Source organism: Pseudomonas frederiksbergensis (assembly GCF_000802155.2).
GTDB classification, from domain to species: domain Bacteria; phylum Pseudomonadota; class Gammaproteobacteria; order Pseudomonadales; family Pseudomonadaceae; genus Aquipseudomonas; species Aquipseudomonas frederiksbergensis_A.
Window position 1 is genome coordinate 211,753 of record NZ_JQGJ02000008.1, and the last position, 25,851, is coordinate 237,603.

Annotated in this window: 24 protein-coding genes; 12 read left to right on the forward strand and 12 right to left on the reverse strand. The window is 61.4% G+C overall.

The features are described 5' to 3' along the window. The gene (gene plsB, locus JZ00_RS17115; RefSeq protein ID WP_039592003.1) at positions 1 to 2,499 is read right to left on the reverse strand and encodes a glycerol-3-phosphate 1-O-acyltransferase PlsB; all 2,499 of its coding nucleotides are present in this window, start codon (positions 2,497 to 2,499) and stop codon (positions 1 to 3) included. A gap of 237 nt (positions 2,500 to 2,736) precedes the next feature. On the opposite strand from plsB, the gene JZ00_RS17120 reads away from it, so the two are divergent. Further along, a complete protein-coding gene (locus tag JZ00_RS17120) occupies positions 2,737 to 2,946 on the forward strand; it encodes a cold shock domain-containing protein (RefSeq protein ID WP_003198198.1) in 210 nt (69 codons plus the stop codon). An 86-nt stretch (positions 2,947 to 3,032) separates the two neighbouring features. Here the strand turns inward: JZ00_RS17120 and JZ00_RS17125 are convergent, their stop codons facing one another. The 3 genes from JZ00_RS17125 to dapE all read right to left on the reverse strand — a co-directional run bounded on the left by JZ00_RS17125 (position 3,033) and on the right by dapE (position 5,450). Next, a complete protein-coding gene (locus tag JZ00_RS17125; RefSeq protein WP_039592001.1) occupies positions 3,033 to 3,410 on the reverse strand; it encodes a hypothetical protein in 378 nt (125 codons plus the stop codon). A gap of 79 nt (positions 3,411 to 3,489) precedes the next feature. Continuing rightward, positions 3,490 to 4,299 carry a putative RNA methyltransferase gene (locus JZ00_RS17130; RefSeq protein WP_039592000.1) on the reverse strand — a complete coding sequence of 270 codons (810 nt, stop codon included), beginning with the start codon at positions 4,297 to 4,299 and terminating at the stop codon, positions 3,490 to 3,492. Further along, entirely contained in the window at positions 4,299 to 5,450 is a 1,152-nt protein-coding gene (gene dapE, locus JZ00_RS17135) for a succinyl-diaminopimelate desuccinylase (protein WP_039591999.1), read from the reverse strand. The genes JZ00_RS17130 and dapE overlap by 1 nt, the downstream gene beginning before the upstream one ends. A 167-nt stretch (positions 5,451 to 5,617) precedes the next feature. Between dapE and tcdA the strand changes: the two genes are divergently transcribed. Then, the gene (tcdA, locus tag JZ00_RS17140) at positions 5,618 to 6,436 is read left to right on the forward strand and encodes a tRNA cyclic N6-threonylcarbamoyladenosine(37) synthase TcdA (protein ID WP_039591998.1); all 819 of its coding nucleotides are present in this window, start codon (positions 5,618 to 5,620) and stop codon (positions 6,434 to 6,436) included. 13 nt (positions 6,437 to 6,449) lie between these two features. Here the strand turns inward: tcdA and JZ00_RS17145 are convergent, their stop codons facing one another. The 4 genes from JZ00_RS17145 to JZ00_RS17160 all read right to left on the reverse strand — a co-directional run bounded on the left by JZ00_RS17145 (position 6,450) and on the right by JZ00_RS17160 (position 9,557). Continuing rightward, positions 6,450 to 6,854 carry a SufE family protein gene (locus JZ00_RS17145; protein WP_039591997.1) on the reverse strand — a complete coding sequence of 135 codons (405 nt, stop codon included), beginning with the start codon at positions 6,852 to 6,854 and terminating at the stop codon, positions 6,450 to 6,452. Next, positions 6,851 to 8,056, reverse strand: coding sequence for an aminotransferase class V-fold PLP-dependent enzyme (locus tag JZ00_RS17150; RefSeq protein WP_039591996.1), 1,206 nt, complete (start codon positions 8,054 to 8,056; stop codon positions 6,851 to 6,853). Before JZ00_RS17150 ends, JZ00_RS17145 begins: the two co-directional genes overlap by 4 nt. Before the next feature lie 71 nt (positions 8,057 to 8,127). Next, positions 8,128 to 9,162: a 2,3,4,5-tetrahydropyridine-2,6-dicarboxylate N-succinyltransferase gene (dapD, locus tag JZ00_RS17155; protein WP_039591995.1), complete on the reverse strand. Its 1,035-nt coding sequence runs from the start codon at positions 9,160 to 9,162 to the stop codon at positions 8,128 to 8,130. Positions 9,163 to 9,194: 32 nt separating this feature from the next. Beyond that, positions 9,195 to 9,557 (reverse strand): ArsC family reductase, encoded by a 363-nt coding sequence (locus tag JZ00_RS17160; protein ID WP_039591994.1) that lies wholly within the window; start codon positions 9,555 to 9,557, stop codon positions 9,195 to 9,197. Positions 9,558 to 9,926: 369 nt separating this feature from the next. Between JZ00_RS17160 and JZ00_RS17165 the strand changes: the two genes are divergently transcribed. After that, positions 9,927 to 11,090, forward strand: coding sequence for a type III effector protein RopAA (locus JZ00_RS17165; protein WP_230633436.1), 1,164 nt, complete (start codon positions 9,927 to 9,929; stop codon positions 11,088 to 11,090). A 183-nt stretch (positions 11,091 to 11,273) separates the two neighbouring features. After that, positions 11,274 to 12,920, forward strand: a complete 1,647-nt coding sequence (locus JZ00_RS17170) for a Na+/H+ antiporter (RefSeq protein ID WP_039591992.1) — start codon at positions 11,274 to 11,276, stop codon at positions 12,918 to 12,920. 8 nt (positions 12,921 to 12,928) lie between these two features. Here JZ00_RS17170 and JZ00_RS17175 read toward each other — a convergent pair whose 3' ends face one another. Then, positions 12,929 to 13,324 (reverse strand): type II toxin-antitoxin system PemK/MazF family toxin, encoded by a 396-nt coding sequence (locus tag JZ00_RS17175; protein WP_039591991.1) that lies wholly within the window; start codon positions 13,322 to 13,324, stop codon positions 12,929 to 12,931. A 612-nt stretch (positions 13,325 to 13,936) separates the two neighbouring features. Here JZ00_RS17175 and JZ00_RS17180 point away from each other — a divergent pair. After that, on the forward strand, positions 13,937 to 14,299 hold the full coding sequence (locus JZ00_RS17180; RefSeq protein ID WP_039591988.1) for a DUF6124 family protein: 363 nt from the start codon (positions 13,937 to 13,939) through the stop codon (positions 14,297 to 14,299). 306 nt (positions 14,300 to 14,605) lie between these two features. On the opposite strand, the gene dapC is transcribed toward JZ00_RS17180, so the two are convergent. Genes dapC through map form a run of 3 tightly spaced genes read right to left on the reverse strand, consistent with a single transcriptional unit; the run spans position 14,606 to position 19,374 of the window. After that, on the reverse strand, positions 14,606 to 15,805 hold the full coding sequence (dapC, locus tag JZ00_RS17185; RefSeq protein ID WP_039591987.1) for a succinyldiaminopimelate transaminase: 1,200 nt from the start codon (positions 15,803 to 15,805) through the stop codon (positions 14,606 to 14,608). A 39-nt stretch (positions 15,806 to 15,844) separates the two neighbouring features. Further along, entirely contained in the window at positions 15,845 to 18,547 is a 2,703-nt protein-coding gene (locus tag JZ00_RS17190; protein WP_039591986.1) for a [protein-PII] uridylyltransferase, read from the reverse strand. 44 nt (positions 18,548 to 18,591) lie between these two features. Beyond that, positions 18,592 to 19,374, reverse strand: a complete 783-nt coding sequence (gene map / locus JZ00_RS17195) for a type I methionyl aminopeptidase (RefSeq protein ID WP_030139491.1) — start codon at positions 19,372 to 19,374, stop codon at positions 18,592 to 18,594. 373 nt (positions 19,375 to 19,747) lie between these two features. Between map and rpsB the strand changes: the two genes are divergently transcribed. The 7 genes from rpsB (at position 19,748) to ispC (ending at position 25,822) form a co-directional block, all read left to right on the forward strand. Then, positions 19,748 to 20,488 carry a 30S ribosomal protein S2 gene (rpsB, locus tag JZ00_RS17205; RefSeq protein WP_039591984.1) on the forward strand — a complete coding sequence of 247 codons (741 nt, stop codon included), beginning with the start codon at positions 19,748 to 19,750 and terminating at the stop codon, positions 20,486 to 20,488. Between the two features lie 195 nt (positions 20,489 to 20,683). Beyond that, on the forward strand, positions 20,684 to 21,550 hold the full coding sequence (gene tsf / locus JZ00_RS17210) for a translation elongation factor Ts (RefSeq protein ID WP_030139490.1): 867 nt from the start codon (positions 20,684 to 20,686) through the stop codon (positions 21,548 to 21,550). Positions 21,551 to 21,761: 211 nt separating this feature from the next. Then, positions 21,762 to 22,505, forward strand: a complete 744-nt coding sequence (pyrH, locus tag JZ00_RS17215; RefSeq protein ID WP_039591983.1) for a UMP kinase — start codon at positions 21,762 to 21,764, stop codon at positions 22,503 to 22,505. Then, the gene (frr, locus tag JZ00_RS17220; protein ID WP_039591982.1) at positions 22,502 to 23,059 is read left to right on the forward strand and encodes a ribosome recycling factor; all 558 of its coding nucleotides are present in this window, start codon (positions 22,502 to 22,504) and stop codon (positions 23,057 to 23,059) included. The genes pyrH and frr overlap by 4 nt, the downstream gene beginning before the upstream one ends. 13 nt (positions 23,060 to 23,072) lie before the next feature. Next, complete coding sequence (uppS, locus tag JZ00_RS17225) at positions 23,073 to 23,828, forward strand: polyprenyl diphosphate synthase (RefSeq protein ID WP_039591981.1); 756 nt, start codon at positions 23,073 to 23,075, stop codon at positions 23,826 to 23,828. Further along, positions 23,829 to 24,635, forward strand: a complete 807-nt coding sequence (locus JZ00_RS17230) for a phosphatidate cytidylyltransferase (RefSeq protein ID WP_039591980.1) — start codon at positions 23,829 to 23,831, stop codon at positions 24,633 to 24,635. It begins immediately after the preceding gene. Continuing rightward, a complete protein-coding gene (gene ispC, locus JZ00_RS17235; RefSeq protein WP_039592205.1) occupies positions 24,632 to 25,822 on the forward strand; it encodes a 1-deoxy-D-xylulose-5-phosphate reductoisomerase in 1,191 nt (396 codons plus the stop codon). The genes JZ00_RS17230 and ispC overlap by 4 nt, the downstream gene beginning before the upstream one ends. Positions 25,823 to 25,851 lie beyond the last annotated feature (29 nt).

The window sequence follows — 25,851 nt, forward strand, 5'->3', positions numbered from 1 at the left end:
TCAGATGTCAGGGCTGACGGCGATCTGCGTGGCATCTTCGCTGCGATGTAGCGCTACCTGGCGGATCGACAAACGAATCTCCGCCGGCAGCACGCGCTTGGCTGCTCCTTCGGCCAGTTCGCCGAGCAGCTCGTGGTAGCTGAGTTTGCCGGCCTCGTCGCGGCGCAGTACGTCGAGGTCGAGCATTGTCTGGATAAAGTGGCGGAACAGGCTCTTGTCGAAGAATTCCGGCGCATTCAGGCCATGCAGGATAGACAGGCGCTGGGCCATGACGGTGCAGAGATCTTCCAGCTCTTCGGCGCTGATGGAGTTTTGCCCGCTGTTGAGCAGCAGCGACACGGTCATGTAGAAGCGCTGCAAGGTCTGGGCGATGCTTTTTGACAGCAGCGTCAGCAGCACGAAGTGCCGCGAACTTGGCGCCGGACGCAAATAAAGGTCTTTCTCGAAACGCAGCAGGCCTTGCTCGACAAATGCCTCGAGCCATTGGTCGACCACGCCGTCCAGTTCTTCCGTCGACCAACGAATGAACAGCTCCGATTGCAGGTACGGATACAGCGCGTGGGTATAGCGCAGGATCTGTTCGCGACTCATACGCGAGCTGCTCTGGAAGAAGCTCGCCAGCAGCGCCGGCAGCGCGAAGATGTGCAGTACGTTGTTGCGGTAGTAGGTCATCAGCACCGCGTTCTGCTCGTCCAGGTACAGAATCTTGCCCAGGGCATCGCTCTGTTCCGACAGCAGGTCCATGCCTTTGACGTGCTCGATCAACGCCCGGCCATCGCCCTCAGGCAAGGTGGTGTGGGGGGAGTAAGGCACTTTGCGCAGCAACGCGAGGTACAAGTCCAGCACCCGGGCCATGGCCTGGTCGTCCAGGGCCAGGCGGCTGGTCGACAACAATGCCAGCGCGACGAGGTTGACCGGGTTGATGGCTGCGGCTTCGTTCAGGTGCCGGGCTACGCGCTCACCCAGACGGTTGGTGGTCGCGTTGAGCCAGGCCGGCTTGAACTGAGGGCCCAGTTCCTGCTGGCGCCAACCGGGTTGTTCGCCGTCGAGGAATTCCGCCAGTTTGATCGGCTCGCCGAAGTTCACCGCCACTTGGCCGAAGCGTTGCTTGAGCGCGCCGATGACCTTGAAGATGTCGAAAATCGATTCTTTTTTCTTGCTCGCCCCGCGCAATTCGCCCAGGTAGGTGCGGCCTTCCAGCACCCGTTCATAACCGATGTAGACCGGCACGAACACGATCGGCATGCGCGATGAACGCAGGAAGCTGCGCAGGGTGATGGCAAGCATGCCGGTCTTGGGTTGCAGCATGCGCCCGGTGCGCGAGCGACCGCCCTCGACGAAATACTCCACCGGGAAGCCTTTGGTGAACAGCGTATGCAGGTATTCGTTGAAAACCGCGGTGTAGAGCGGGTTGCCCTTGAAGGTGCGGCGCATGAAGAACGCCCCGCCACGGCGTAGCAGGCTACCGATCACCGGCATGTTGAGGTTGATGCCGGCGGCGATGTGCGGGGGCGTCAGGCCGTTGCGGAACAGCAGGTACGACAGCAGCAGGTAATCGATGTGGCTGCGGTGGCACGGCACGTAGATGACTTCGTGGCCTTGGGCAACGTTCTGTACGCCTTCGATGTGGTTGACCTTGATGCCGTCGTAGATCTTGTTCCAGAACCAGCTCAGCACCACCTCCAGGAAGCGGATCGCGGTGTAGGTATAGTCCGAGGCGATCTCGTTGCCGTAGCGCAGGGCCTGGGCCTTGGCTTTTTCCGGGGAGATCTTTTCCCGCTCGGCTTCCTCGGCAATCGCCTGCTTGACCAGTGGCTGGTTCAGCAGGCCCTTGACCAGGTTGCGTCGATGGGAAATGTCAGGGCCGATGACAGCCGCTTTCAGATTGCGGAAGTGTACCCGCAGGATCCGCTGGGCCATGCGCACCGTGCGTTCATGGCCTTTATCGTGCTCGATCAGTTCGCGCAGGTGGATCGGCGCGGAAAATTGCACACGCGTCTTGCGCCCCAGGATCATGATGCTCAACAGCCGACGCAGGCGCCCGGTGACGGCCCAACTGTCGGCGAACAACAGTTTCCATGGGCTGGATTCGCTGTCCGGCGACTGGCCCCAGAACACGCTGACCGGGATGATTTGCGCGTCTTCGGCGGCGTCATGGGTCAGGGCGTCGACCAGCCGCGTCAAGGTGGGCGGCGCACCGCGCTTGTCCTGGCGCCCGAGCCAGTCCGGCGCCGGTGTCAGGTAGAAGAACGCCGCCGGCTCCAGCAGGTTGCCCACCGCGACCGGCAGCACCGGGCGTGGCAGACCGGCCTTGGTGCACTCGGTATCGAGCACCGCCAGGTCGGTAAGCGAAGGATCTTGCAGGACGTAGAACACCGGACGGCTGCGGTCGAGGTTGAGGGTGAAGGACGACTGGTTGATCGTCTCGGAGCGAACCCAGAGGTACAACAGTCGGCGCAGGGTGCCAAACACAAGACGGCGGAACGGGGAGCGGGTCATACGGCTTCTGCATGAGTGGATGGGATGACGCGGGCGCCAGTGTGCCGGATTCGTCGAAAATCGGCAAAAAAGCAGCGAAGTAAAGTCAGTTGAGAGTTTTTGCGTGTGTCATATACTCGGCCAGTAGCTGCTCCGGCCTTCCATGGATGGCCGGACGGTAACTTGGTTCGTACGGCTTCGCCTTTTGCGGTTGGGCGGGAAAAGCCGACTCTAAAAATAAAAATCGGAGTGAGCATCATGGCAGCACGGGAAACCGGCAGTGTGAAGTGGTTCAATGACGCGAAGGGCTACGGCTTCATCCAGCGCGAAGGCGGCGCGGATGTGTTCGTGCATTACCGCGCGATCCGTGGCGAAGGCCACCGTTCACTGACCGAAGGCCAGCAGGTCGAATACGCGGTCGTGGAAGGGCAGAAGGGCTTGCAGGCTGAGGATGTGGTGGGGTTGTAAGCCATACTCACTGGCAACACAAAACCCATTGTGGGAGCGAGCAGGCTCGCTCCCACATGGAACCATCGCCAGGCGCTAAATCAACGTCACGCCGTCTTCCAGGTAATCTCTTCTTCTCCATCGGCGCTGATCCGAATCCAGCGGTCTGCCGATTCCTCGCCTTCTTCCTCCACCCACGAGCCCGGTGCACAGCGCACTTCGACGTTCAACGCGGCGAAGGCGGCGCGGGCGCAGGCGATATCGTCTTCCCACGGGGTCTGGTCGCTTTCCAGGTACAAGCTGTTCCATTTCCCTACGGCCTTGGGTAGCCAGGTCACCGGGATACCGCCGGCCTTGCACTTGTAGGTCTGGCCTTTCTGCACCCAGTCGCTGCACGGGCCCAGTGCCTCGCCGAGCCAATGGGCGATGGCCTTGTGGTCGACGTCGGCGTCCTTCAGGTAAATCTCGATATCGGGTTGGCGCATGGATGTCCTCGCTGCGGTCTTGAAAAATCCATTCGCGGATTTAACTGGCCCCAGGCAATCGCCCGGGGCCCAAGGTTAATTATTGAAGAATGAAATAATCGTAGCGCATCGACACCGTGACTTCGAACGGTTCGGCCTGCTCGATCACGCTGGCGCGGCGCTCGGCGCTGGCGCGCCAGCCATGAGGCGTCATCGCCAGCAGGTTGGCGCGGTCCTGGCCTTGGGTGAGCACCAGTTTGAATTCGAGCGTTTCGCTGTGATCCAGCGCCATGCCCGGCGGCACCAGGGCCAGGTGTTTGTCGTCGCTGTACTCGCGCACCTCGTCGTACAGGCGCTCACGCAACTCCATCAGGTGGCCGGCGGTGGGGCCGACTTTCATCAGGCCGCCGCCGGGGCTGAGCAAGCGCTTGGCCTCTTGCCAGTCCAGCGGGCTGAACACGCTGGCGAGGAACTGGCAGCAGCCGTCGGCCAGCGGTACCCGGGCCATGCTGGCGATCAACCAGGTCAGTTGCGGGTTGCGTCTGCAGGCGCGCTTGACCGCCTCGCGAGAGATGTCCAGGGCGTAGCCATCCGCGTTAGGCAGGGCGTCGGCGATCTGCGCGGTGTAATAGCCTTCGCCGCAACCGATGTCGAGCCAGCGTCCAGGCGCGCGTTCGGCGGCCAGCTCGGCAAGGCGCCGGGCGACCGGGGCGTAGTGCCCAGCGTTGAGAAAGTCGCGGCGGGCTTCGACCATCGCCTGGTTGTCGCCAGGGTCGCGGCTGTTCTTGTGCTGTACCGGCAGCAGGTTCAAGTAACCCTGCCGCGCACGGTCGAACCGATGCCCGGCGGGGCATACCACGCCGTTGTCCACCGGGTTCAGCGGTTCACTGCAGATTGGGCAGGCGAGCATCAGGCGAGCAACTTGATCAGCGTCTTGTAGTAGATCTCGGTGAGCACGTCGAGATCGGCCGCCAATACGCGTTCGTTGACCTGGTGGATGGTCGCGTTGACCGGCCCCAGTTCCACGACTTGCGTGCCCATGGTGGCGATGAAACGACCATCCGAGGTGCCGCCGCTGGTGGAAGCTTTGGTCTCACGCCCCGTCACGTCCCTGATGCTCGACGACACGGCATCCAGCAGCGCACCCGGCTCGGTCAGGAACGGCAGGCCGGACAAGGCCCAGTCGATGTGCCAGTCCAACTGATGCTTGTCGAGGATATCGGCGACGCGCTGTTGCAGGCCTTCGACAGTGGACTCGGTGGAGAAACGGAAATTGAAGATCGCCTCCAGGTCGCCGGGGATCACGTTGGTCGCGCCGGTGCCGGAATTGAGGTTGGAGATCTGGAAGCTGGTCGGCGGGAAGAAATCGTTGCCGTGGTCCCAATGCTCGGCGGCCAACTCGGCGAGGGCCGGCGCGGCCAGATGGATCGGGTTCTTCGCCAGGTGTGGATACGCCACGTGGCCTTGCTTGCCGCGCACGGTCAGCTTCGCGCCGAGGGAACCGCGACGGCCGTTCTTGACCACATCGCCCACCAACGTGGTACTCGACGGCTCGCCGACGATGCACCAGTCCAGTCGTTCCTGGCGGGCCTTGAGGCGTTCAACCACGGCCTTGGTGCCGTGGTGGGCCGGGCCTTCTTCATCGCTGGTGATCAGGAAGGTCAGCGAGCCCTTGTGGTCCGGGTAATCGGCGACAAACCGTTCCGCCGCCACGACCATTGCCGCCAGGCTGCCTTTCATGTCCGCTGCGCCACGACCGCAAAGCATGCCGTGTTCGTCGATGACCGCGTCGAACGGGTCGAGCTGCCAAGCCTGCACCGGACCGGTGGGCACCACATCGGTGTGACCGGCGAAGCACAACACCGGGCCGTCATGCTTGCCATGGCTGGCCCAGAAGTTATCCACATCCTCGATGCGCATCGGCTCGAGCTTGAAACCGGCGTCGCCCAGGCGCTGCATCATCAGTTTCTGGCAGTCGGCATCCGCCGGCGTCACGGACGGGCGGCGGATCAGGTCGCAGGCGAGTTGCAAGGTCGGCGAGAGGTCGGCGTGGGCCGTCATGGAAGCTCCGGAAAAGAATGTGGACGCAAGGCTGGTGCGGGAGCGGGCTGGCTCGCGCAAAATGGCGGTTATCTTATAGCAAAACGACCGGCATGGGCCTGCGCTCCCGTCAGTTGGAACACAAAACTTGCGGCAAAGCCCTATAATGCGCGCCGGTTTTTGGGGTAATGGTCATGAGTACAGAAGATCCACGGTTTGCCGGCATTGCCCGTTTGTATGGCCTCGATGGCCTGGAGCGCTTGCGGGCGGCCCATGTGGCGATTGTCGGCGTTGGTGGCGTCGGTTCCTGGGCAGCGGAAGCCATTGCCCGTTGCGGCGTGGGCGAGATTTCACTGTTCGACCTGGACGACGTCTGCGTCAGCAACGCCAACCGCCAGTTGCATGCCCTGGACAGCACCGTCGGCAAGCCCAAGGTCGAGGTGATGGCCGAGCGGCTGCGCGGCATCAATCCCGATTGCACCGTGCACGCGGTGGCGGACTTCGTGACCCGTGACACGATGGCCGAGTACATCACGCCGAACATCGATTGTGTGATCGACTGCATCGACAGCGTCAACGCCAAGGCCGCATTGATCGCCTGGTGCAAGCGCCGCAAGATCCAGATCATCACGACCGGCGGTGCGGGCGGGCAGATCGACCCGACGCTGATCCAGGTCTGCGACCTCAATCGCACGTTCAACGATCCGCTGGCCTCGAAGGTGCGCTCTACCTTGCGCCGCGACTACGGTTTCTCCCGCACCGTGACCCGTCATTACAGCGTGCCTTGTGTGTTCTCCACCGAACAACTGCGCTATCCGAAACCCGATGGCAGCATTTGCTTGCAGAAAAGTTTTGTCGGTGACGGCGTCAAGCTTGACTGCGCCGGAGGGTTTGGCGCGGTGATGATGGTCACGGCGACGTTTGGCATGGTCGCGGCGACCAAGGCTGTGGATAAGATCGTGGCGGGCGTGCGGCGGCCGACAGACAGGGTCAAGCCCGAACAGTGACCGCTCGCCACAGCTATTGCGCCAATTCGCGCATCCGCTGTAGCACCGCATTCAAGCCATTGCTGCGCGACGGTGACAACTGTCGCGACAACCCCAGCTGATTGAACCAGTCCGACAAGTCCACCTGCCGTAATTCTTCAGTGGATAAGCCATTGACCCGCGCCAGCAGCAACGCCACCAACCCCCGGATCAACCGCGCATCGCTGTTGGCGGCAAACTGCCAGTGCCCGTCGTGCAACCGCCCCACCAGCCAGACCTGGCTTTCACAGCCATGGACGAGGTTGGCCTCGCACTTGTCTGCGTCGTTCAGTGGCGGCAGGCGTTCGCCCCATTGCATCAGCATTCGGGCGCGTTGTTCCCAGCCTGAGGCGTCCTGGAAAATCTGCAGAGCGGCGACAGCATCGTCAGGCAAGTTCATCGCAACATCTCCAGGGCCTGGTCCAAGGCCTCGAAGAAACGCTCGATATCGGCGGAGTCGTTGTACAACGCCAGCGACACCCGGATTGCCCCGGAAAGCTTCAAATGCTTGAACAGCGGCATCGCGCAGTGATGCCCGGCACGCACGGCAATGCCTTGCTCAGTCAGCAGGTGCGCCAGGTCAGCGTTGTGGATGCCTTCGACCACGAAGCTGGCCAGGGCCAGTTGTGGATTGCCCACCAGGCGCACGCCGTTGCGCGCCAACAGGCCGCCAATCAAATAGTCGTGCAGCGCTGCTTCATGGTCCAAGACTGCTTGCCCGTCCAGATTGGACAGATAATCCAGCGTCGCCCCCAGGCCGATCACGCTGGCAATGGGCGGCGTCCCCGCTTCCAAACCCAGCGGCGCCACACGAAAGGTTGCGCTGTGGTAGTCGGCTTGCTGCACCATTTCGCCGCCAAACTGCCAGTGACGCAGCTGACTGAGCGCTTCTGTGCGGCCGAACAGCACGCCCAAGCCTTCGGGGCCGTAGAGTTTGTGGCTGGAGAACACGTAGAAATCGCAGCCCAAGGCCTGCACATCATGACGGCCGTGGACCACGCCCTGGGCGCCATCAATGACCGTCAGCGCGCCCTGTGCCTTGGCCATCGCCAGCAGGGCCGGCAGCGGCTGCCAGGTGCCGAGAACATTGGATAACTGGCTGACGGCCAACAGGCGTGTGCGCGGTCCGATCAGCTCTGCGGCGGCTGTGCTGTCGATCATGCCGTCGGTGTCCAGCGGCAGCACCACCAGCGTCAACGCGCGCCGCTCGGCCAGTTGCTGCCAGGGCAGCAGGTTGGCGTGATGCTCCAGGGCGCTGATGACAATCTCATCGCCCGGGTTGAACAGATGTTCCAATCCGTAGGCGAGGAGGTTCAACGCCGAAGTGGCGCCGTGGGTGAAAACCACCTGCCCGCAGTCTCCCGCGTTGAGCCATTGCGAAACCTTGGCGCGACTGTCTTCGAATGCCTGGGTGGCCAGGGCGCCGGGCAAGTGTTGAGCCCGGTGCACATTGGCGGCGCCGTTGGCGTAGTAATACGCCAGTGCGTCGAGCAGGACTTGGGGCTTTTGTGTGGTGGCGGCATTGTCCAGGTAAGTCTGGCCTTGCCGTTGCAGGGCAGCGACGGCCGGGAAATCGGCACGCCAGGGGGATTGAATCAACATGCTTTCGGGCCCTGCTGGAGTTACGCCGGACCCTGTGGGAGCTGTCTCGCTCCCACAGGTGAGGGGGGAGCTTAGTTGTGTGCGTGCAGTGCTTCGTTCAGCTCGATGGCCGACTTGTGCGTCTTGCATTCCACCGCGCCGGTCTCGGAGTTGCGGCGGAACAACAGGTCGGGTTGGCCGGCCAGGTCGCGGGCCTTGACCACTTTCACCAGTTGGTTGTTTTCGTCCAGCAGCTTCACTTTGGTGCCAGCGGTCACGTACAGGCCCGACTCCACGGTGTTGCGGTCGCCCAGCGGGATGCCGATGCCGGCATTGGCGCCGATCAGGCAGCCTTCGCCCACCTTGATCACGATGTTGCCGCCGCCCGACAGGGTGCCCATGGTCGAGCAACCGCCGCCCAGGTCCGAACCCTTGCCGACGAACACGCCCGCCGAGACACGGCCTTCGATCATGCCCGGGCCTTCGGTGCCGGCGTTGAAGTTGACGAAACCTTCGTGCATGACCGTGGTGCCTTCGCCCACGTAGGCGCCCAGGCGCAGACGCGCGGCATCGGCGATGCGCACGCCGGCCGGGACCACGTAGTCGGTCATTTTCGGGAACTTGTCCACCGAGAACACTTCCAGCAGCTCGCCGCGCAGGCGGGCTTCGAGCTGGTGCTCGGCCAGTTCCGCCAGGTCGATCGCGCCCTGGCTGGTCCAGGCCACGTTCGGCAACAGTGGGAAAATGCCCGCCAGGTTCAGGCCGTGGGGCTTGACCAGGCGATGGGACAGCAGGTGCAGCTTGAGGTACGCCTCAGGGGTGGAGCTCAGTTGGCCGTCTTCGGCCAGCAGGGTGGCGACCAGTGGCTTGTGGCTTTCGGCCAGGCGGGTCAGCAGCTTGGCTTGCGCGGCATCGACGCTACGCAGTGCCTCGGCCAGTTGTGAGGCTTGGGCGGTGGTAAAGGTAATGGCCTGGTTGCCTTCGCTGTAGCCAAGGATTGGCGCGATGGCTGCGACAATCTCGGCTGCTGGGTTGAGCAATGGCTGTGCGTAGAAGACTTCCAGCCAGGCGCCTTCACGGTTTTGGGTGCCGACGCCGAAGGCCAGGCTGAACAGGGTAGTGGACATGAAATTACCTCTACGAAATGAACTGGGCAGGCTTACTTGATCTCTGCCGCATAAATATCTGGCTTGAAGCCAATCAGGGTTCGGTCACCGAGATCGAGCACCGGGCGCTTGATCATCGAGGGTTGGGCGAGCATCAGTTCGATGGCTTTCGTCTGGTCGAGATCGGCTTTGCGTTCGTCGTCGAGTTTGCGAAAGGTCGTACCGGCGCGGTTCAACACCACTTGCCAGCCATGCTCGTCGCACCATTGGGTCAGGTGCTCACGGTCGATGCCGGCAATTTTGTAATCGTGAAAGTCGTAGCTCACCGCGTGCTCATCGAGCCAGGTGCGTGCTTTTTTCATGGTATCGCAGGCTTTGATGCCGAAGAGCTGTAAGTGCTTGTTTTCATTGGGCATGAATGCTCCTCCAAAACGTTCCCGGTATCGTCCTGAAAATCAGCCGACGATTATGCCACGTCATTGCTTTCAGTGCCCTGACTGTCGCGACGGATCGGACGAGGCGGAACCAATGGGATGGGGGCCACCACACAGCACGGGTACACCCAGCACTTTTGCGCACAAGAGGCCCCGCCCATGGATTTGATCCCCCTGACACCGCACCACACATTGACGAGTCAACCTGAAGACACACTCCCGCCTCCTTCCACAACGTCGACCACCGGGACCGTTGCATCCGTCCCGATCGGACCTGTTACGGCTGCACAGGACCTTGCAAATCGGACTGGCGCCATCAAGGCCCAGCTCACCCGGGTGTTCGAGCCGCATATGAACGGCGCCAATCGCGAGGCTTTCGAAGCACTGATCGATGATCGTTCGCGTACCTTGGCCGATGATGGCGAAACCGCTGAAAGCGTCGATGCCGTCCTGACCAAGGGCTCGCGGCTGGATCGCGCGGCCCATGACACTGTTGGATTTCTTCGTTCGGTGCCCTTCGGCGCAGCGTCCATCGCGCTGGACTTCGCCCCGGCGGTGACCGGCAATGGCTCGATCACCGCCCCGTTGGCGCTGTCGGCGATTGCCGGCCTGGTCAGCAGCGCTACCGACACGGTCGGCAATGGCCTGATGAAACGCGCCACCAGCGACACCCAGTGGCTGGTGGCCGAACATGCCGAGCTGGAACCAGTCATGCAGGAGGCCGCCGAGGCGGTGAAGCCGAGCCTGGGGACCCAGGCCCTCGAGGGCAGCCTGACCTTCCAGACCTTTACCGCGCGGAATGTACTGCGCACGGTCGTCCAGCCCGTCGTGACGAAGACCGTCGATGCGCAGACGGGCAGCAAGGTGGATTCGGTGATAGCCGCCGTCGGGTCTCCACTTTCAGGCATGGCTGCCTACGACCTGCAGCATTCCATCGACAAATCGAAACACCGGATCGGCCCGGAATACCTGTTGGGTCGTCAAGACTGGCACCAGCGTTACAAGGACCTCAAGAATTATGGCGTAGGGAATGCCGCGATGGGTATTGCCAAGCGGGTTGGCAGCCTGCCGCTGGACGCGATGCGCGATGGCAGCAAATCGCTGCAAGCCCTGGTTACGCCGACTGGCTTGGTCAGTGGTCTCGGCGCGTTGGCCGGCGGTATTACGGCGATCGGCATGGCCCAGACCGCCGCTGTCAACGCGGCCAGGAACGCCGGGTTCTCGCCCGCGGGTGTCGCGGCGGCTGGCAAGGCGACCGTCACCGCCACGATGGCCCCGGTACTCGCCGCCTGGGTGACCACGGCTGTGATGACCCAGCCGTTGGCGGACAAGGCTTCCGCCGCGTTGGACAGGCTTTCCACCGGTCCAGCCCATCAGGATGAGCTACAGGGAATGTTGCCCTTGGTCGAAACGTCGATGGCCGAACAGACCGGGGAAGACAGTGACAATGAAGGCGACAGCGTTGATTTCGTCTCGGCCCGCTCGACCCTCAGTGCCGCTGAACGAGCTGTTTAGCTTCGGATAGTCGCCGGTCGCTCCTGCCGCGTGGAGGTTGGGAGCGGCCAAGAGGCGATTGCGCATTGGCACCGTTGAGGTGCGACCAATGTGCAACGGCAGCGGTTCGTCTTGGCAGTTAATATGGCACTTCACCGGCCAGCTGTTGCCGGAGATGTGTATGGCTGTCAGTGGAAGTCCGTTATGCAAAGCGCCTATACCGTCCTGATCCTGTTGATGCTGGTGGGCGTGTCGCGCCTGATTGGACGCTTGATCCCATTGCCGCTGCCTCTGGTGCAGATCGGTGCCGGTGCCTTGCTGGCCTGGCCGTCCCTGGGCCTGCATGTGGCCCTTGATCCTGAGTTGTTCCTGTTTCTCTTCCTGCCACCGCTGCTGTTCTCCGACGGTTGGCGCATGCCCAAGCGCGAGTTGTGGCGCCTGCGCGGGCCGATCCTGACGCTGGCGGTGGGGTTGGTGCTGTTTACGGTAGTTGGTGCGGGGTATTTCGTTCATTGGCTCTTGCCGAGTATCCCATTGCCGGTGGCCTTCGCCCTGGCGGCGGTGTTGTCGCCGACCGATGCCGTGGCGGTCTCGGCGATCGCCCGCGACCGCCTGCCTGCGCCGTTGATGCACATGCTCCAAGGCGAAGCGCTGATGAACGATGCGTCGGGCCTGGTGACCTTCAAGTTTGCCCTGGCAGCGGCGATCACCGGCGTGTTTTCCCTGGCGGGCGCGAGCCTGGCTTTCGTCCTGGTGGCGGTCGGCGGCCTGTTGGTGGGCGTGGCGTTGAGTTGGCTGGTGGGCCGCTTGCGGGCCGGGATGATCGCCCGGGGCTGGGACGATCCGGCCACCCACGTGGTGTTCATGCTCCTGTTGCCGTTTGCCGCCTATGTGCTGGCCGAACGCTTGGGCGCTTCCGGAATTCTCTCGGCGGTGGCTGCGGGGATGATGCAGAGTTGGCTCGACCTGCTGCCGCGCCAGACCGGCACGCGGTTGCTCAATCGCAGCGTCTGGTCGCTGCTGGAATTCGCCTTCAATGGCTTGATCTTCCTGCTGCTGGGCTTGCAACTGCCGGACATCATCAAGGCAGTGACCAGCCACGAGACGACATTGTGGCCAATCCTGTTCTATCGCTGCCTTGAGGTGGTGGCGATTTTCCTGGTGTTGTTGGTGCTGCGGTTTGTCTGGGTGCAAAGCATCTGGCGCGTGTCCGGGCTGTTGCGCCGCTGGCGCGGCAAGGGCGAGTTGACCCTGGTGCCGACCGCGCGCTCTTGCTGGCTGCTGACGTTTGGCGGGGTGCGCGGGGCGGTGACGCTGGCGGGCGTGCTGTCGGTGCCGTTGCTGCTGGGGGCGGGGGAGGCGTTTCCCGAGCGGGACCTGCTGATCTTCATCGCCGCCGGGGTGATTCTGTTGTCGTTGATAGCGGCGTGTATCGCCTTGCCGTTGCTGCTGCGAGGTATCGAGAAAAGCCCCGACGACAAGCGTCGCAACGAAGTTCGCGAGGCTTGGCGTAAAACTGCTGAAGCGGCGATCCATGCGTTGGAAGTGGAGGAGCCGACCGAAGCGACCAGTACGCCGGATGCGGCCCAGGCGGCGCTGGCGACCGAGGTCAAGGCGCGGCTGATGTCTGAGTATCGCCATCAGTTGAAGGTGTTCAACGACTCCGCCGAAGCGCAGGCGTTGGCGTTGGAGATGGACCTGCTGGAACGCCGGCTGCGCTTGAAGGCTTATCGGGCGCAGCGGTTGGAGTTGTATCGCCTCAGCCGTCATCACCAGATTGGCGATGATGTGTTGCGTGAGGTGCTGGGGGAGTTGGATTTGGCGGAGGCGAATTTGGGGTTGGGTAAATAACGGCAGGGTCAGAGCGGAAGGTAGGCCTTCACACCGGCGATCACGCCTTGCATGTCTTCAGAGCCCAGGCGAGGAACGAAGTACTCTCGACCCTTGGATCGAGTCTTTTTGTGCAGCTTGTCCAGACGTTCAAAACTCACCGTATAGATCATGTCGCACTTCACCCACAGTTCTTTGTAGCCATCGGACTGGAGGGGATTGTTGCGGAGCAGGTGGTGCCAGTCCTGCTGAGTCTGTGGCGTTGTGGAGGAAATCGGCACTACGGTACAGAGCTTGCGACTGTGTGTGGCAGTCGGGGAGATCACCACCACCTTGCGGATTTTCAGCATTTCAGGCGCGACAAAGCCTCGCTTGAAGTCGCAAAGAAGAACATCGCCTTGCTTGGGATGGTAATAAAGAGGCATTCCTTATCCTCATGAAAAAGCAAAGCCGCCCGAAGGCGGCTTCAATCGGCACGCAGTTGAGCTTGCTTCGCCCTTTCTGCGCCGCTGGGTCAACCCCGAGAGGGACCCAGACTCCTGCCAGCTCTCGCTGGTGACGGGGTCGATTATGGCTACCGGCAATAGCGAATTCAAGCCAGCTTGAACCCTCGTCACAGGGTTAAATGAGGTCTTTCGGTGTACAACTTTAGCGAAATCAAAGGCTTGGCGTCCGCGGTAGGTTTTATGTCTTTTCTTGTCTGAGCAGACAGATTGTCGTCTGTCAGACGCGCCGAAGTTTCCGACAAGTTTTTAAGGTTGTCCGTCGGAAGCGAGGGCTCTAGCCTCTGGGTGTCGCTGCCAATTCAGCGGCCGGACGTGAGAATCCGAATACCCACTATGCGCATAAGCGCCCGCCATATAAAGTGCAGGCGCGTTTCGTCCATACATCATGTTATGGCGGCTGTGCGCGGGCATGTTTCGACATGGCCGGGTATTTAGTGGGTGTTTGACCCGGATTCTCACCCCGCGTACGGCTGCCACTCTCTAGTCCGTGAGAAGGCTTTGTGGCGGCTCCAACACCCAAGAAGCATCCAAATGATCAAAGAAACTCCAAACCCACCAAAATCTGCCTCCACTTTTCCCTACGGCGACTATGCTCCCGAAAAGCTGCAAGAGGCAGCTGACCGTGTGCTGGATCAATATCTCAAGCCTGATGACGACAGCAAGTCGGAACCCAAACCCTCAGTACAGTTATTCACTGTGGCTGACGGTATCGACACGGAAGTGTTGCTGGCCAATCTCAGCGAAACCCTGGCTTCGGCCAATGCAATGCTCAACGACCTCGCCTTCGATCAGGACGGCTCGCGACGGCATGTAGCGTTGGGGGTGGCCCAGATGATTGAGTTGGGGATGTTGTTGGCGAACAAGTGCCTGGATCGGGTAGAGCTTCGGACTTGATGCAATAAGTGCCGGCCTCATCGCGAGCAGGCTTTGCTCCCACAGGATCCGGTATCGATCATAGGTTGTGTGAGCCACACAACTCCACGGTGGGAGCAAAGCTTGTTCGCGATAAATCGAAAGGCAAATACAAAAATACCTGTGAAGCACTGAACCTGTGGCGAGGGGATTTATCCCCGCTGGGGCGCGAAGCGGCCCAAAACCCAGGGGGCCCGGTTCTATCAGGCAAATTGAGTTGACTTGCTGGGGCCGCTGCGTAGCCCAGCGGGGATAAATCCCCTCGCCACAACAGCCCCGATACAGCCATCAACCCCGACGCTGGATGAACGCGCGGATTCGCTCCGCCGCTTCCACGCATTCAGCCAATGGCGCGACCAGGGCCATGCGCACGCGCCCGGCGCCTGGGTTGACGCCATCTACTTCGCGGGACAGGTAAGAGCCGGGCACGACCGTCACGTGTTCCTGTTCGAACAGGTCGCGGCAGAAGGCTGCGTCATCGCCCGCCACGTTCGGCCACAGGTAGAAGCTGCCATCGGGGCGTTGCACATCCAGCACTGGGCTGAGGATTTCCAGCACCGCATCGAACTTTTCCCGGTAAAGCGCGCGGTTGGCCCGTACGTGCACTTCGTCGTTCCACGCGGCAATGCTTGCCAGTTGGGTCTGAACCGGCATCGCGCAGCCGTGATAGGTGCGGTACAGCAGGAAGCCCTTGAGGATGTCGGCGTCGCCGGCCACGAAACCGGAGCGCAGGCCGGGCAGGTTGGAGCGCTTGGACAGGCTGTGGAACACCACGCAGCGCTTGAAGTCCTTGCGGCCCAGTTCAACGCAGGCAGTCAGCAGCCCTGGCGGCGGGGTCTGTTCGTCGAAGTAGAGTTCGCTGTAGCACTCGTCCGAGGCGATGACGAAGTCGTATTCGTCCGCCAGGGCGATGAGTTTCTTCAGCACGTCCACCGGGATCAAGGCGCCGGTCGGGTTGCCAGGCGAGCACAGGAACAGGATCTGGCAGCGTTTCCAGATCTCTGGCGAGACCGCATCGAAATCCGGGTTGAAGCCGTTCGCGTCCAGGCACGGCAGGTAGTGCGGTTTGGCGCCGGCCAGGAACGCTGCGCCTTCGTAGATTTGATAGAACGGGTTCGGGCTCACCACCAGGGCGTCGTCGCCCCGGTTGACCACGGTCTGGGTGAAGGCGAACAAGGCTTCACGGGTGCCGTTGACCGGCAGCACATGGCGCGCCGGGTCGAGCCAGCCGCTTGGCACATTGAAGCGACGCTCGCACCAACCAGCGATGGCTTCGCGCAGCTCCGGGATGCCGAGGGTGGTCGGGTACACCGCCATTTTTTCCAGATTGCTGGCCAGCGCCTCAGCTACAAAGCTCGGTGAACGGTGCTTGGGCTCGCCGATGGACAGCGCGATCGGACGCTTGTCCGGGTTCGGCGTGACGCTGCCGAGCAGGGCGCGCAGTTTTTCGAACGGGTAGGGCTGGAGCTGGGACAGGGCGTTGTTCATCGTTGCGCAATCTCTCAAATCGGCTGAATCATGACGCGATCAGATGCTGATTCGCGTCAGGTTGATGTCGGGTTCCTGGTTGACGCTCAAATGCTGCACGATCGCCTCCTGCAAGCGGCTGCACAACTGCGGATCGGACAACGGCTGGTTGTGTGCGTCGGTAATGAAGAACACGTCCTCCACCCGCTCGCCGAGCGTGGCGATCTTGGCGTTTTGCAGCGAAAGGTCGAACTCCAGGAAGATATGGCCGACCCGCGCCAGCAGGCCCGGGCGATCTGGCGCGCTGAGTTCCAGCACGGTGACCTGGCGCTGGGCGTCGTTGTGGATCGTCACTTGTGGCGCGAAGGCGAAATGCTTGAGCTGGCGCGGCACGCGGCGCTGGATGATGGTCGGGTAGTCCGCCGGGTTGCGCAGGGCTTCGGTGAGGCCGTCGCGAATCTGCTTGACCCGCGCCGGGTTGTCGCCGATCGAATCGCCGTCGGTGTCGAGCACGATGTAGGTGTCGAGGGTGAACTGGCTGGTGGACGTGATGACCCGGGCGTCATGGATGTTGAGGTTGAGTTGGTCCATCGCCGCCACGGTCACGGCGAAGAAGTCGTGCTGGTCCGGTGCATAGATGAAAATCTGCGTACCGCCCTCGAACTCGCGCTGCGTGGTTTCCTTGATCAACACCAGCGGGCCGCCATCGGCCGGCTGCTGCAGGATCGCGTCGCTGTGCCAGGCCACGTCGCCGGCGGTGTGGCGCAGGAAGTAGTCATCGCCCAACTGCGACCAGAGCTGCTCGACATCGTCCGGATCGGTGCCGCCGCGCACCAGGATGTCCAGGGCCGCGCTCTGGGTACGACGGATCTGCTCCTCGCGGTCCACCGGATTCTCCAGGCCGCGGCGCAGGGCTCGCTTGGTCTCGGTGTAGAGCTGGCGCAACAGGCTCGCGCGCCAGGAATTCCACAGGCTCGGGTTGGTGGCGTTGATGTCTGCCACGGTCAGTACGTAGAGGTAATCCAGGCGCGTTTCATCACCGACGATCTGGGCGAAGTCATGGATGACCTGCGGGTCGGACAGGTCCTTGCGCTGGGCGGTGGTCGACATCACCAGGTGGTTCTGGACGAGCCAGACGATCAGCCGGCTGTCCCATACCGGCAGTTGGTGCCGCTGGCAGAACGCCTCGGCATCCACCGCGCCAATCTCGGAATGGTCGCCCTGGCGGCCCTTGCCAATGTCGTGGTATAGCCCGGCCATGTAGATCAGCTCGGGCTTGGGCAGCTTGGCCATGAGTTTGCTGGCCAGCGGGAATTTCTCTGATACCTGGGTGTATTGCAGCTTACGCAGGTGCTTGATCAGGTTCAGGGTGTGGGCATCGACCGTATAGATGTGGAACAGGTCGTGTTGCATCTGCCCGACGATGAAACCGAACTCCGGCAGGTAGCGGCCGAGGATTCCGTAGCGGTTCATGCGGCGCAGGTTGCGGTGCACACCGATCTTGCACTTGAACAGTTCGATGAACAGGCTGGTGTTGCGAATGTCATGGCGAAAATCGTCATCGATCAGGTGACGGTTTTCCCGCAGCAGGCGAATGGTATCGGCGCGCACGCCCTTGATTTCCGGCTGCTGGGCCATCAGCACGAAAATCTCGAGCATGGCAAACGGCGTGCGGCGGAATACGTTGGCGTTGCGCGCTTCGATGTAGCCGTCGTGCAGTTGAAAGCGGGAGTTGATCGGCTGCGGCGGCTCTTCATCTTCGGGGGCGAGGATCACCTCCTCGAAATGCTGGATGATCAGTTCGCTGAGCTGGGCGATGCTCATCACCACGCGGTAATACTGCTGCATGAAGTTTTCGATGGATTGCTTGGCGTCCTGTCCTTCGAAACCCAGCAGGCCGGCGATGGAACGCTGGTGATCGAACAGCAGGCGGTCCTCGGAGCGCCCGGCGAGCATATGGAGTGCGTAGCGGACCTTCCACAAAAACTCCTGGGACGACGCCAACAGGGCATTTTCGCTTTCCACCAGGAAACCCTCGCCGGCCAGGGCTCGCAGGTTCAACGTGCCGTACTGGCGACGGGCGACCCACAAGATGGTCTGGATATCCCGCAGCCCGCCAGGCGAGCCCTTGACGTTGGGTTCCAGGTTGTACTCGGTGTCGTTGTACTTGTGGTGACGGGCCTTTTGTTCGGCGCGCTTGGCCAGGAAGAAATCCTTGCTCGGCCACATTTGCGCCGTACTGGTGACGTCGAGCATGCGCTGGCGCAGGCGCTCGGGGCCGGCGATGGTGCGGCTTTCCATCAGGTTGGTGATCACCGTCAGGTCGGCGCGGGCCTCGTCGGCGCATTCCTGCACCGAGCGTACGCTCTGGCCGACTTCCAGGCCGATGTCCCACAGCAACGTCAGGAACCGCTCGATGGAGTCGCGGAAAACTTCATGGTCGGCACTGTCCAGCAGGATCAGCAGGTCGATATCGGAGTAGGGGTGCAGCTCTCCGCGCCCATATCCGCCCACTGCCACCAGGGCGATGTCGGCGTCTTCACTCCAATTGAACTGTTCCCAGGCCTTTTGCAGGATGTTATCAACGAACCAGGCGCGGTCTTCGATCAGCCGGCGGATATCGCGGCCACTGCGAAAGCGCTGGTCGAGCACTTCATGCGCTTGGCGGATCGCCTTCTTGAACGCCGAGATGGGGCTTGCCTTCAGGGCCAGTTCAGCCTGGAACTGGCCGCGGTCGAAGAGTTCGGGATCCACCTGCGGCATCGAATGGCTTTCCTTTCTATCTATATCTATAGGCTGGTTACGGGTCAGGCGGAAACGCGCGGGATGGTGTCGTCGCTGCGCAGGGTAAAGATCTCGTAGCCGGTCTCGGTCACCAGCAGCGTGTGTTCCCACTGCGCCGACAGCTTGCGATCCTTGGTAATGGCAGTCCAACCGTCGCCCAATACCTTGGTGTCGGCGCGGCCCTGGTTGATCATCGGCTCGATGGTGAAGGTCATGCCAGCCTGCAGTTCCATGCCGGTGCCGGCACGGCCGTAGTGCAGGATCTGCGGTTCTTCGTGAAACACCTTGCCAATGCCGTGGCCGCAGAACTCGCGCACCACCGAAAACCCGTTCTTTTGCGCGTGCTTCTGGATCACTTCGCCGATGTCGCCCAGGCGGCAGCCCGGTTTCACCAGCTCGATGGCCATGTACATGCATTCCTGGGTGACCTTGGACAGGCGCTCGGCCCACTCCGGCACGTTGCCGACATGGAACATGCGGCTGGTGTCGCCGTGGTAGCCGTCCTTGATGACGGTGACGTCGATGTTCAAGGTGTCGCCGTCCTTCAACGGTTTCTCGTTGGGGATGCCGTGGCAGACCACATGGTTGATCGAGGTGCAGATCGACTTCGGGAAGCCTTTGTAGTTGAGCGGGGCCGGGATGGCTTTCTGCTCGTTGACGATATAGTCGTGGCAGATGCGGTCCAGCTCTTCCGTGGTCACGCCCGGCTTGACGTAGTCGGCGATCATCTCCAGCACTTCGGCGGCGAGTTTGCCGGCGACACGCATTTTTGCGATGTCCTCGGGCGTCTTGAGGGTAACGGTCATACAGGCTCTCTCTGCGCCCGACGGCGCTGTTCAAAACGAAATGGGCGGTGGATGATGATCCATGCGGCCCTGAAAAACGCGATTCTAACAGACGAGCAAGGCAAATCCGCGCCTGCGTGCATCGCTTCTGTCTATAAGGGTGTGTATTCACAGCCGATGGAAGGGCAGGACAAGGGTGCTTCTCTAGGATTTCAGAATCCGGGTTTCGTTTTCGCCCTTGCTGTGGTATAAAATGCGCCGCTTTCCGGGGATGACCCCGTAAGCTTAAATCCACACACGTGTCGACACGATGACCTGGGTGCCTTTGGCTGTATAGCCACTGGTTGGTCATTGGGATACGTGGAGGCCAAACCCGACTTATCAAGGAACTATCATGTCCCAAGTCAACATGCGCGATATGCTGAAGGCCGGTGTGCACTTCGGTCACCAGACCCGTTACTGGAACCCGAAAATGGGCAAGTACATTTTCGGCGCGCGTAACAAGATCCACATCATCAACCTTGAAAAAACCCTGCCGATGTTCAACGAAGCACTGACCTTCGTAGAGCGCCTGGCCCAGGGCAAAAACAAGATTCTGTTCGTCGGCACCAAGCGTTCCGCTGGCAAGATCGTTGCTGAAGAAGCAGCACGTTGCGGTTCGCCGTACGTCGATCACCGCTGGTTGGGCGGCATGCTGACCAACTTCAAGACCATTCGCGCTTCCATCAAGCGTCTGCGTGACCTTGAAGTCCAGTCCGAAGACGGTACTTTCGCCAAGCTGACCAAGAAAGAAGCGCTGATGCGCACTCGCGATCTTGAGAAGCTGGACCGCTCCCTGGGCGGTATCAAGGACATGGGCGGTCTGCCTGACGCACTGTTCGTGATCGACGTTGACCACGAGCGCATCGCGATCACCGAAGCCAACAAGCTGGGTATCCCGGTCATCGGCGTTGTCGATACCAACAGCAGCCCGGAAGGCGTTGACTACATCATCCCAGGCAACGATGACGCCATTCGCGCCATCCAGCTGTACATGGGTTCGATGGCTGATGCTGTGATCCGTGGTCGCAACAATGTTTCTGGCGGTACTGTTGAGTTCGCAGCTGACGAAGCTCCGGCAGCAGCCGCTGAGTAATCGACGCCCCTGGCGTTGACTCAGTAAGCAAAAAGGGGGCTTGGCCCCCTTTTTGCCACCTCGAAAACCATTTGCCGCCAGTGCAGTGACTTTTTTGTAACCTGCCGCGGCCTATAAGCAGTGGTTTTTCGGGAAGAATTGATCGCCCGTTCGATCGGGTGGAATGGTTGAAAACCTATCCAAGAGGATTTTGAAATGGCAGAGATTACTGCAGCGTTGGTCAAAGAACTGCGCGAGCGTACCGGCGAAGGCATGATGGATTGCAAGAAAGCCTTGACCAAGGCTGGCGGCGACATCGAGAAAGCCATTGATGACATGCGTGCTTCGGGCGCCATCAAGGCAGCCAAGAAAGCCGGCAACGTTGCCGCTGAAGGCGCCATCGCCATCAAGGACGACGGTAAAGCCGCCGTTCTGCTGGAAGTCAACTCCCAGACCGACTTCCTGGCCCTGCAAGACGACTTCAAGGCATTCGTCGCTGCCAGCGTCGACAAGGCCTTCGCTGACAAACTGACCGACGCAGCTCCGCTGATCGAAGCTCAGGAAGAAGCGCGCCTGGTACTGGTTGGCAAGACCGGCGAAAACGTCAACATCCGTCGCCTGGTTCGCGTTGAAGGTGACGTGGTCGGTACCTACCTGCACGGCAACAAGATCGGTGTTGCAGTTGTCCTGAAGGGCGGCGATACCGAGCTGGCGAAAGACATCGCCATGCACGTGGCTGCGACCAACCCTGAGTTCCTGCTGCCTTCGGACGTTTCGGCTGAAGCGATCGAGCGCGAGAAGGGCGTTTTCCTGCAGCTGAACGAAGAGAAGCTGAAAGGCAAGCCTGCTGAAATCGCCGAGAAAATGGTCAGCGGCCGTATTTCCAAGTTCCTGGCCGAAGCCAGCCTGGTCGAGCAGGCGTTCGTCAAGAACCCGGAAATCAAGGTTGGCGACCTGGCGAAGAAAGCCGGCGCTGAAATCGTTTCCTTCACCTACTTCAAAGTGGGCGAAGGTATCGAGAAGCCGGTCGACAACTTCGCTGAAGAAGTTGCTGCCCAGGTAGCTGCTGCCAGCAAGCAATAAGACGGTTTTCATAACGTCGCCCAGAAGAGGCTGCCCGCTTAACGCGCGCAGCCTCTTTTTGGATGGGATGCCGATTTATATTGGTTTCCTGCCGGAACTGGCTTACAAAGCCGTGTTCCGATGGCGCTGTGTCAGCGTCAGACTAGAGTGAACGCAGGCTGAAAACAGCTTGCAAAGAATTTTTGAGAATACGCCGCAGGAGAGATTCGCAATGGCTCAGCAGGGCAGTGGTTATCAGGCTCGCTATAAACGCATTCTACTCAAGCTTAGCGGCGAGGCCCTGATGGGCTCGGAAGAGTTCGGGATCGACCCGAAAGTGCTGGATCGCATGGCCCTGGAAGTTGGCCAGTTGGTCGGGATCGGCGTCCAGGTCGGCCTGGTCATCGGCGGCGGCAACCTGTTCCGCGGCGCAGCGCTGAGCGCGGCCGGCATGGATCGGGTCACAGGCGACCACATGGGCATGCTGGCCACTGTGATGAACGCCCTGGCTATGCGCGACGCGCTCGAGCGTGCCAATATCTCGGCCATCGTGATGTCGGCCATTTCCATGGTTGGCGTGACCGATCACTACGATCGCCGCAAAGCCATGCGCCACCTCAACTCCAAGGAAGTGGTGATTTTCGCCGCCGGTACCGGTAATCCGTTCTTCACCACGGATTCGGCTGCGTGCCTGCGAGCGATCGAGATCGACGCCGATGTCGTGCTCAAGGCAACCAAGGTGGATGGTGTGTACACCGCTGACCCGTTCAAAGACCCGCATGCCGAGAAGTTCGATCATCTGACCTACGATGAAGTGCTGGATCGCAAGCTGGGTGTAATGGACCTGACGGCTATCTGCCTGTGCCGCGACCACAAGATGCCTCTGCGCGTTTTCAACATGAACAAACCCGGTGCCCTGCTCAATATCGTCCATGGCGGCGCCGAAGGAACACTGATCGAGGAAGGCAAGCAATGATCAATGAAATCAAGAAAGACGCTCAAGAGCGCATGCGCAAATCCCTGGAGTCCCTGAGCCACGCATTCGGCCAGATTCGTACCGGCAAGGCTCACCCGAGCATCCTCGGCAGCGTCATGGTGCCTTACTACGGCACTGACACGCCGCTGAGCAGCGTCGCCAACGTCACCGTGAAAGACTCGCGCACCCTGCAGGTCGTGGCTTTCGAGCGCAACATGCTCGCTGCTGTAGACAAGGCGATCCAGAGCGCCGGTCTGAACCTCAACCCCACTAACCTGGGCGAGCTGCTGCTGATTTCGATGCCGGCCCTCACCGAGGAAACGCGCAAAGGCTTCACCAAGCAGGCCCGTAGCGCAGCGGAAGACGCGCGTGTTGCCGTGCGCAATATCCGTCGTGACGCGTTGGGTGACCTGAAGAAGCTGGTCAAGGACAAGGAAATCAGCGAAGACGAAGAGCGTCGTGCCATCGCTGATATCGATAAGTTGACCAAGGAATTCGAGGCCCAGATCAGCAAGGCCACGGACGAGAAAGAAAAAGACCTGATGGCCGTATAAGGGTCTCGTTTTCATGGAAAAGACCAAGCAGGCCGTGCCGTTCGCGGTGCCGCGCCACGTGGCGATCATCATGGACGGCAACAACCGCTGGGCCAAGAAACGCTTTATGCCTGGCGTCGCCGGGCACAAGGCGGGGGTCGATGCAGTGCGTGCGGTCATCGAGGTGTGCGCCGAGGCAGGGGTCGAGGTGCTGACCCTGTTCGCCTTCTCCAGTGAGAACTGGCAGCGGCCGGCCGATGAAGTCAGTGCCTTGATGGACCTGTTTCTCAAGGCTCTGCGTCGCGAGGCCAAGCGCCTCAACGACAACAAGATCAGCTTGCGCATCATCGGCGATCGTTCGCGTTTTCATCCGGAACTGCAGGCGGCAATGCGTGAGGCTGAGTCAGCCACGGCTGGCGCCGATCGGTTTGTCCTGCAAATCGCGGCCAACTATGGCGGCCAGTGGGACATCGCCCAGGCGGCCCAGCGACTGGCGCGGGAAGTCCAGGCCGGTCATCTGCGGCCCGAAGACATTACTCCTGAGCTGTTGCAAACCTGTCTGGCAACCGGCGACCTGCCGCTGCCGGACCTGTGCATCCGCACCGGTGGCGAACACCGCATCAGCAATTTCCTGCTGTGGCAGCTGGCTTACGCCGAGCTGTACTTCTCCGACCTGTTCTGGCCGGACTTCAAACACGAAGCCATGCGCACCGCGCTGGCCGATTTCGCTTCCCGTCAGCGTCGTTTCGGTAAAACGAGCGAGCAGATCGAAGCTGGGGCCCGGGTATAAATGCTAAAACAACGAATCATCACTGCCCTGATCCTGTTGCCCATCGCCTTGGGTGGTTTTTTCCTGCTCGAAGGTGCGGGCTTCGCCCTGTTCATTGGCCTGGTCGTGACCCTTGGCGCGTGGGAATGGGCGCGGCTGGCGGGTTTTGCGGCGCAATCGGCACGCGTGATCTATGCGGCAGCCGTGGCCGCCATGCTGTTCATCATGTACGTGGTGCCCGGCCTCGCGCCTTGGGTGCTGGGTGCGGCAGTGCTGTGGTGGGCGGTGGCGACCTTCCTGGTCCTGACCTATCCGCAGACGACGCATCATTGGGCCAATGCCGCGACCAAGTTGTTGATCGGCCTGCTGATCCTGCTGCCGGCCTGGCAAGGGCTGATCTGGATCAAGCAGGGGCCGCTGGGCAACTGGCAGATCATGGCGGTGATGGTGCTGGTCTGGGGTGCCGATGTAGGTGCCTATTTCTCTGGTCGTGCCTTCGGCAAGCGCAAGCTGGCGCCAAAGGTCAGTCCTGGCAAAAGCTGGGAAGGCGTCTACGGCGGCCTGGCCTTGAGCCTGGTCATCACGGCGGTGGTTGGTTTCGTGCGGGACTGGACTGTCGCGCAGCTGCTGATGGGGCTGTTCAGTGCGGCCCTCATCGTGTTCGTGTCGGTGGTCGGCGACCTGACCGAAAGCATGTTCAAGCGTCAGTCCGGGATCAAGGACAGCAGTAACTTGCTGCCGGGTCACGGCGGCGTACTGGATCGCATCGACAGCCTGACTGCCGCGATCCCGATCTTCGCGGTGCTGTTGTGGATGGCGGCATCGTGAGTCGCCCCCAGCAGATCACTGTCCTTGGCGCGACCGGATCGATTGGCCTGAGTACGCTCGACGTCATCGGCCGGCACCCGGAGCGCTACCAGGTGTTCGCCCTCAGTGGATTCACGCGCTTGAGTGAATTGCTGGCGTTGTGCATCCGCCACACTCCGCGGTTTGCCGTGGTGCCTGAGGCTGGTGTGGCGCGGGCGTTGCAGGACGATCTGCGCGCCGCCGGCTTGCAAACCCGCGTGCTGGTAGGGGAGGAGGGGCTCTGCCAGGTGGCTTCCGACCCCGAAGTCGACGCTGTGATGGCAGCGATCGTTGGTGCGGCGGGCTTGCGTCCGACGTTGGCGGCGGTGGAAGCCGGCAAGAAGATCCTGCTGGCCAACAAAGAAGCGCTGGTAATGTCTGGCGCGCTGTTCATGCAGGCTGTGCGCAAAAGCGGCTCGGTGTTGCTGCCTATCGACAGCGAGCACAATGCGATTTTTCAGTGCATGCCGCAGGATTTTTCCCGCGGTCTCGGCGCGGTAGGGGTTCGGCGGATTTTGCTGACAGCCTCCGGTGGTCCGTTCCGGCAGACGCCGCTGGAAGAATTGGTGCATGTTTCGCCGGAACAGGCCTGCGCCCACCCGAACTGGTCCATGGGCCGCAAGATTTCCGTGGACTCGGCCAGCATGATGAACAAGGGCTTGGAGTTGATCGAAGCCTGCTGGCTGTTTGACGCCAGGCCATCGCAGGTCGAGGTGGTGATCCACCCGCAAAGCGTGATTCACTCCCTCGTCGATTATGTCGACGGTTCGGTGCTGGCCCAGTTGGGTAACCCGGACATGCGCACGCCGATCGCCAACGCCTTGGCCTGGCCGGAGCGCATCGACTCGGGTGTTGCGCCGCTGGACCTGTTCGCGATCGCGCGCCTGGATTTCCAGGCGCCCGATGAGCAGCGCTTTCCCTGCCTGCGCCTGGCACGACAGGCGGCCGAGGCGGGCAACAGCGCGCCGGCCATGCTTAATGCGGCCAACGAAGTGGCGGTTGCAGCGTTTCTGGACGGGCGTGTCCGTTACCTCGAGATCGCGAGTATCATCGAGGAAGTCTTGAATCTCGAGGCCGTGGTCTCCCTCGATGACCTCGACGCGGTATTCACCGTGGATGCCAGGGCTCGTCAGTTGGCAGGCCAATGGTTGAGTCGCCACGGGCGTTGAGGCTGCGGTACGTTAGCCAGGGTTGTCCC